6 protein-coding genes are annotated in these 7331 nt (G+C 66.9%); all 6 read left to right on the top strand.

All coding sequences use genetic code 11. The features are described from left to right. A partial coding sequence (locus tag ABQZ09_RS17175; RefSeq protein WP_349777475.1) for a chemotaxis protein CheW occupies positions 1–981 on the top strand: 981 nt, incomplete at its 5' end. A 97-nt stretch (positions 982–1078) separates the two neighbouring features. Beyond that, positions 1079–1387 carry an STAS domain-containing protein gene (locus ABQZ09_RS17170; protein WP_039413671.1) on the top strand — a complete coding sequence of 103 codons (309 nt, stop codon included), beginning with the start codon at positions 1079–1081 and terminating at the stop codon, positions 1385–1387. Continuing rightward, on the top strand, positions 1384–1749 hold the full coding sequence (locus ABQZ09_RS17165) for a response regulator (protein WP_002806565.1): 366 nt from the start codon (positions 1384–1386) through the stop codon (positions 1747–1749). Before ABQZ09_RS17170 ends, ABQZ09_RS17165 begins: the two co-directional genes overlap by 4 nt. A 33-nt stretch (positions 1750–1782) precedes the next feature. Further along, complete coding sequence (locus ABQZ09_RS17160; RefSeq protein WP_349777474.1) at positions 1783–3795, top strand: chemotaxis protein CheA; 2013 nt, start codon at positions 1783–1785, stop codon at positions 3793–3795. A gap of 243 nt (positions 3796–4038) precedes the next feature. Beyond that, the gene (locus ABQZ09_RS17155) at positions 4039–6315 is read left to right on the top strand and encodes a methyl-accepting chemotaxis protein (RefSeq protein WP_349777473.1); all 2277 of its coding nucleotides are present in this window, start codon (positions 4039–4041) and stop codon (positions 6313–6315) included. Between the two features lie 297 nt (positions 6316–6612). Next, positions 6613–7146: a hypothetical protein gene (locus tag ABQZ09_RS17150; protein ID WP_349777472.1), complete on the top strand. Its 534-nt coding sequence runs from the start codon at positions 6613–6615 to the stop codon at positions 7144–7146. The last annotated feature ends 185 nt before the right edge of the window (positions 7147–7331 follow it).

Genomic DNA, 7331 nt, shown 5'->3' with positions numbered 1-7331 from the left:
TTCGGTCCGCCGGTGGTGGCCGGCCCCAGCGCCGCCGACATCGCCGCCGATTTCCTGGCCGAGATGGATGCCGACCCGGCCTTCGGCCCGCCGGTGGTTGCCGGCCCCAGCGCCGCCGACATCGCTGCCGATTTCCTGGCCGAGATGGATGCCGACCCAGCCTTCGGTCCGCCGGTGGTGGCCGGCCCCAGCGCCGCCGACATCGCCGCCGATTTCCTGGCCGAGATGGATGCCGACCCGGCGTTTGCCGAGGCGGCACCCAGCGCGTTCATGAGCACCGCCGATCTGATGGCCGAAATGGATGCCGATCCTGCCTTCGGCGCGCCGGGCTCCGCGGTCGATCTGCTCACTGCCGACCTGCTCGCAGAAATGGATGCCGACCCGGCGTTTGGGCTGGATGCCGCACCCGCCGTTGCACCCACGCCCGCGCCGGCACCCACGCCGCGTGCAGCGCCGGCACCGCCGCGCGCGGCACCCGGCCCGGTCTATCCCCAAGGTCTGCAGGCGCTGCTGGCCCCCGGCCAGGCCGACACGATCCAAGCCGAACGCCGTGCCAGCGAACGCAGCACCCGCTGGCTGCGTCTGCGCTGCGGCGAACAGACCTATGCGCTGGAACTGCTCAAGGTGCAGGAAGTGGTACTACCGGTCCCGTTGCTGCCGCTGCGCGGCACGCCCAGCGCGATGCTCGGCATCATGAACCTGCGTGGCCAGGTGGTGCCGGTGATCGACCTGGGCATCCATTTGGGCTCGACGCCGGTCGACATGGACCTGCAAACGCGTGTGGTGGTGCTGGAAGAAAACGGCGAAACCATGGGCCTGCGTGTGTCGGCCGTGGAAGATGTCACCAGTCTGACCGATCAGCAGATCGAGCCGCCGGACAACGCCCGCCTGTGCCGCATTTCCAACAACCTGTTCCGCGGTGTCGCGCGCCTGGGTCATCAGCCGATGATCCTGCTCGATGCCACGCACCTGCTGCATTGATACGCAGCTTGCACAATCTGGCGTGTTGCCGATTCACCGTTAAAGCTTTTCCGCCTTCCGCCGTTAGTACGCATAGAACCATCCGTTCGGAGCAACAATGAGCACAGTGACATTGGGTGAGGATCTCGGCATCGAGACCAGCGCCGACCTCAAGCAGAAGCTTGCCGGATTCCTTACCCAGGACGGCGACCTGGTGCTTGATGCCGGTGAAGTCCGGCGTATCCACACCGCCAGCGTGCAGTTGCTCTGCGCCTTTGTGCAGAGCCGCCGCCAGGCCGGTCTGCACACCGAGTTCGATGGCTGCAACGACACTTTTAGAGATGCGGCACGTCTGCTCGGCGTCACCGACGCACTGGGGCTTTCCGCATCCAATGACAACCTGAAATCTGTGGAGAACGCCGCATGAGCGCACGTATCTTGGTGGTGGACGATTCGGCGTCGATGCGCCAGATGGTCTCTTTCGCCCTCACCTCTGCCGGCTTTGCCGTCGAAGAAGCCGAAGACGGCGCCGTTGCGCTGGGCCGCGCGAAGGGCCAGCGCTTCAATGCGGTGGTCACCGACGTCAACATGCCCAACATGGACGGCATCTCGCTGATTCGCGAGCTGCGCCAGCTGCCGGACTACAAGTTCACCCCGATGCTGATGCTCACCACCGAGTCGGCGGCCGACAAGAAGTCCGAAGGCAAGGCGGCCGGTGCCACCGGCTGGCTGGTCAAGCCGTTCAATCCGGAACAGCTGATCGCCACCGTCCAGAAGGTTCTGGGTTAATTCCTTTTCGCTTCACTTTCGGATTTCACGCCCATGAGCATGGACCTGCAACGTTTCCACGCCACCTTTTTCGAGGAAAGCCGCGAAGGGCTCGATGCGATGGAGGCCGGGCTGCTGTCCCTTGAAGAGGGCAACCGCGACCCGGAAATCATCAACTCGGTGTTCCGTGCCGCGCACTCCATCAAGGGCGGCGCTGCCACGTTCGGGTTCGAGGCCGTGGCCGGCCTGACCCACGTGCTGGAGACGCTGCTGGACGAGTTGCGCTCCAACAAGCGCCAGCTCGAACCCAATGCGGTCGATGCCATGCTCGGCTCGGTCGACGTGCTGCGCGCCCTGCTGCGCGAAGCCGAACACGGCACGCCGGCCGACCCGGCCGCGGTCAAGGCCGTGCACACGCGCCTGAACGCGGTGCTGGCCGGCGAAGCCCCGGCAGCCGCCGCGGTTGCCAAGCCGAAGGAAGAAGAGCCCGAAGCCTGGCACATCGGCTTCACCCCGGCGCCGTCGCTGTTCATGAGCGGCAACGACCCGTTGCGCATCATCCGCGAGCTGGAGCATCTGGGCCCGCTGCAGATCGCCGCGCGCCTGGAGCGCATGCCCGGCTTTGAAAACATCGACCCGCTGGAAGCCTATCTGGCGTGGGATCTGGGCCTGATCGGCAAGATCCCGCGCAGCAAGATCGAAGACACCTTTGCCTGGGTCGTGGACGACTGCGAGCTGGACATCCGCCCGATGGCGGTGCCCGGCCCGCCGCCGAGCCTGGCCGTGGACGCACCGGCCGCACCGGAGGCCGCCGCAGCTCCGGCGGCTCCGGCCGCTGCCGCCGAGCCGGTGGCCGCGGCTGCCGCAACGCCGCCCAAGGCCGCGGCTGCCGAAGCGGAAAGCTCGATCCGCGTCAGCGTCGACAAGGTCGACGCGCTGATCAACTTGGTCGGCGAACTCGTCATTACCCAGGCCATGCTCAAGCAGGTCTCCACCGGCCTGGACCCGGCGCATGCCGAGCGTCTGTTTGCCGGCCTGGACCTGCTCGAACGCAATACCCGTGACCTGCAGGAAGCGGTCATCGGCGTGCGCATGCTGCCCGTCGATGCGGTGTTCCGTCGCTTCCCGCGGCTGGTGCGCGACCTGTCCAGCCGTCTCGGCAAGCAGGTGCGCCTGCGCACGATCGGCGAAGGCACGGAACTGGACAAGGGCCTGATCGAAAAGATCGCCGACCCGCTCGTCCACCTGGTGCGCAACTCGATCGACCATGGTCTGGAAATGCCCGATGCGCGTCGCGCCTCCGGCAAGGACGAGACCGGCACCATCACGCTGGCGGCCTCGCACCAGGGCGGCCACATCGTGATCGAGGTCAGCGACGACGGCCGTGGCCTCAACCGCGCCAAGATCCTGGAGAAAGCCGCCGAACGCGGCATTGCCGTGCCGGACAACCCGACCGATTCGCAGGTGTGGGACCTGATCTTCGCACCCGGCTTCTCCACCGCCGATGCCGTCACCGACCTGTCCGGTCGTGGCGTGGGCATGGACGTGGTCCGCCGCAATATCCAGGGCCTGGGCGGCGAAGTGCAGCTGGAAAGCAATGCCGGCAGCGGCACCCGCGTGCTGATCCGTCTGCCGCTGACCCTGGCCATCCTGGACGGCATGACCGTGTCGGTGGCTGGCGAAACCCTGATCCTGCCGCTGGCCTATGTGCTCGAAGCCCTGCAGCCGGCCGCCGAAGACATCCGCTCGATGGCCGGCGACGGCCGTGTGTTGCGGGTCCGCGGCGAGTATCTGCCGATCTTGTCGCTCACCAACTACTACGGCTTCGGCGGGCAGCAGTCCTCGCAGGAACCGCTGGTGGTGGTGGTCGAAGGCGACGGCCAGAAAATCGCGCTGGAAGTGGACGAACTGCTCGGCCAGCAACAGGTCGTGGTCAAGAACATCGAAAACAACTACCGCCGCATTCCGGGCGTCTCCGGCGCCACCATCCTCGGCGATGGCCGGGTGTCGCTGATCGTGGACATCGGTGGCCTGGTGCGCTCGCTGAAGGTGCCGCAGGCCGCGTAACGCACCACCTTGCGGCAGGGACGCCGCAGTGCAAGGCTCCATGAGACGACCGCCAAGCGGCCGGACCCGGAGCGATCGCCGGCAGTATGGGGACTGCCGGCATCAGTGACACCCGTCCGGCCCGACACGACCGACGGAGATTCTGGCCCTTTGTCCGGATCTTTCGACTCCGCCATCGTCCTTGGCCCGCCTAGTGACGGAGCCCACGAGGCCAGTCGTTCTCTGCAACACGAGAAGACCACTATGAACTGGTTCCGCAATCTTGCCGTTGCCCGCAAGCTGGCCGTGGCGTTTTCCTTTACCGCATTGATCACCCTGAGCCTGGGCGTGTTTGCGCTTGCGCGCATGCAGTCGAGCGCGCACCTGTTGCGCGAAATCGGCAACGTGTGGGCGCCGGCAGTGCAGCAGCTGAGCGAAATGCGCGCGCTGCTTGGCGAATTCCGCACCTACGAGCTGGCCCAGCTGGCGCACGCCGACGACCCGAAGGCGGTGCAGAATTATTTCGAACGCATGGACAAGGCGCGTGCCGATGTGGACGCCGCGCAGAGCGCCTATGCCAAGACCACCACGCCGGGCAAGGAGACCGAGTTGTACGAGGCGGTCAAGCTGACCCTGGCCGACTATTACAAGGCCAACGCCGCGCTCAGCGCCGCAGTGCGCGCCGGCGATCTGGTGACCGCCAATACCGTGTCCGACGAGCAATCGCGTCCGGCGCGGCGCGAGCTGTTTGCCAAGCTGGTGGAGCTCACCAAGTTCAATACCGCACACATGACCAACGAGATCGATCAGGCCGAAGCAGCCTATCGACGCTCGGTACAGGTGATGATTGCAGCGATGATCCTGGCAGTGCTGCTGGCCGCGTTCGCGGGCTGGTTCATCGCCCGCAGCATCGCCGGCCCGCTCGGTCGTGCAACCCGCGTGGCCGGTGCCATCGCGCAGGGCAAGCTGGATAACGTCATCCAGGTCGATAGCCGCGACGAAGCCGGGCAATTGCTGCACAGCATGCAGGGCATGCAGCAGCAGTTGCAGGCCGTGCTGGCCGCCCAGTCGGACATGGCGCAACGCCATGACGCCGGGCAGATCAGCTACCGCATGGATCCGCAGGCATTTCCCGGCGATTTCGGCACGATGGTGCACGACACCAACAACCTGGTCGGCGCGCACGTGACCCTGCAGACCAGTCTGGCGCAGATCATGTCGCGCTACGCGATCGGTGACCTGAGCCAGGACATGCAGCGCCTGCCCGGCGAAAAGGCCGTGCTCAGCGACACCATGGATACCGTCAAGGCCAATCTTTCGGCGATGAACCGCGAGATCAAGACACTGGCGCAAGCCGCCGCCAACGGCGATTTCAGTGTGCGCGGCGATGCGCAGCGCTTCCAGTACGACTTCCACGCCATGGTGGACAGCCTCAACCAGCTGATGGCCACCGCCGACGCCAACCTGGCCTCGCTGTCCAAGGTGCTGCAGGCCATTGCCGCCGGCGACCTGACCGAGCGCATGCACGGCCAGTTCCATGGCGTGTTCGCGCAGATGCGCGATGACGCCAATGCCACCACCGAGCAGCTGTCGGGCATCGTCGGGCGCATCCAGCACGCCACCACCTCGATCAATACCGCCGCCAGCGAAATCGCCGCCGGCAACCAGGATCTGTCGCAGCGCACCGAGCAGCAGGCGGCCAACCTGGAAGAAACCGCCGCCTCGATGGAAGAGCTCACCTCCACTGTCAAACAGAATGCCGAGCATGCACGCCAGGCGAACCAGTTGGCGATCGGCGCGGCGTCGGTCGCCTCGCAGGGCGGCAGCGTGGTGGCGCAGGTGGTGACCACCATGTCCGGGATCGAAGTCTCTTCGAAGAAGATCGCCGAGATCATCAGCGTGATCGACGGCATCGCGTTCCAGACCAACATCCTGGCGTTGAACGCGGCGGTGGAAGCCGCGCGTGCCGGCGAACAGGGGCGTGGGTTTGCGGTGGTAGCTTCGGAGGTGCGCACGCTGGCGCAGCGCAGCGCCGGTGCCGCGAAGGAGATCAAGCACCTGATCGACGACTCGGTGAGCAAGGTGTCCGAAGGCTCGGCGCTGGTGGACCAGGCCGGCAAGACCATGGCCGACATCGTGGCCAGCGTACAACGCGTCACCGACATCATGGGCGAGATCTCCGCCGCCTCGCAGGAGCAATCGGCCGGCATCGAGCAGGTCAACCTCACCGTGACCCAGATGGACGAAGCCACCCAGCAGAACGCCGCGTTGGTGGAAGAAGCCACGGCGGCCGCACGCGCAATGGAGGAACAGGCCGGCCAGCTGGCCGATGCCGTGTCGATCTTCAAGACCCATCCCGGCGCAACGCAGCCGGCGGCGACGCACCGCCCTGCCCCGCAATACCTGGCGGGCGTCGCTCCGACGGTCGCTCCCCGGCAGCCCGGGTCTGCGACAGCCAGGCCTGCAGCCAGATCCGCCGCGGCGCAGCGGCCGGCCTTGGCAGTCGCTACCGACAACGATGCGAGCTGGCGCGAGTTTTAAGTCCACGGCTGCTGAACCGCCCTCTCCCGGGAGAGGGGTTGGGGTGCGGGTACGGCCCGACGCAACAGCGCCAGACAGCGCACAACCCGGCGCTTCAAGATCCATCGAAACGCCCCGGCCACCCCCGGGGCGTTCTGCTATCCGGACACAGGACCCCATCGCCGCGCACTTCACCAGGGCACCAATTCACCACGCTGCAGTGCCGTTGGTCGAAAGGTGATCAAGCACACGCGTCTGCGGCCGATACACATGGCACTGAGGGCCGCACCGCCCGCGCATCGTTGAAGGACGTCCCGCATGCACACCGCCAATCCCATCCGCTCTGCCCGCAACGTGCTGGGCGCCGTGTTTGCCGTTGCCGTGCTGGCCGCGGGCGTGTCGTTGCCACCCTCCTTCGCCGCGCCGGCCGCCCCGGTGTCCGTCTTGATCGACAACGTGCCGGTCAGCGCACTGCAGTCGCTTGCCGTGGACCTGGTGCAGCTGCGCAACGATCAGCGTGCCCAGCTGGCCGCAGCGCAGGACCCGGCGCGCGTGCAGGCCTACGACGAGCGTCTGGGCAAGCTGCGCCAACGCATCGCACGCCATGCGGGCTACTTCCAGGCCAGCGCGCCGCAGGGCGACCAGGCGCGCCAGTTTGCAGTGGTGCAGCAGCAGCTGGGCCAGTATCTGGCGCAGCACCGCCAGGCCAATCGCGCCCTGCATGACGGCGATCTGCACGACGCCCAGGCCCTCGCGCTGGGCCATGCCGGCGACACCCGCCAGCTGCTGTGGACCGAACTGCAGAACCTGCAGGCCTCGATCACCCCCGTCGGCGCGTCGCCGCGGCACTGAGCTTGCCCGGTGTGCGGCCAGGCGGCCGCTCACCCTGCATCGCTGTCTGCCAGCCCCCACGCTGCACATGCCATGCGCTCTGTCCTGCAGAGCGACGTGTGCGATGTGCTGTGCGATGTGCGGTATGCCGCGCGTGAGCGCGTGCATCGGCGCGGGGCATCGCGTCGGTCGAACGCTCGAGTGCC

This window comes from Xanthomonas sp. WHRI 6106, from assembly GCF_040202405.1.
Classification (GTDB): domain Bacteria; phylum Pseudomonadota; class Gammaproteobacteria; order Xanthomonadales; family Xanthomonadaceae; genus Xanthomonas; species Xanthomonas cannabis.
Note: the sequence above shows the minus strand (reverse complement) of the source record. Positions and strands in the feature narration are given on the sequence as shown.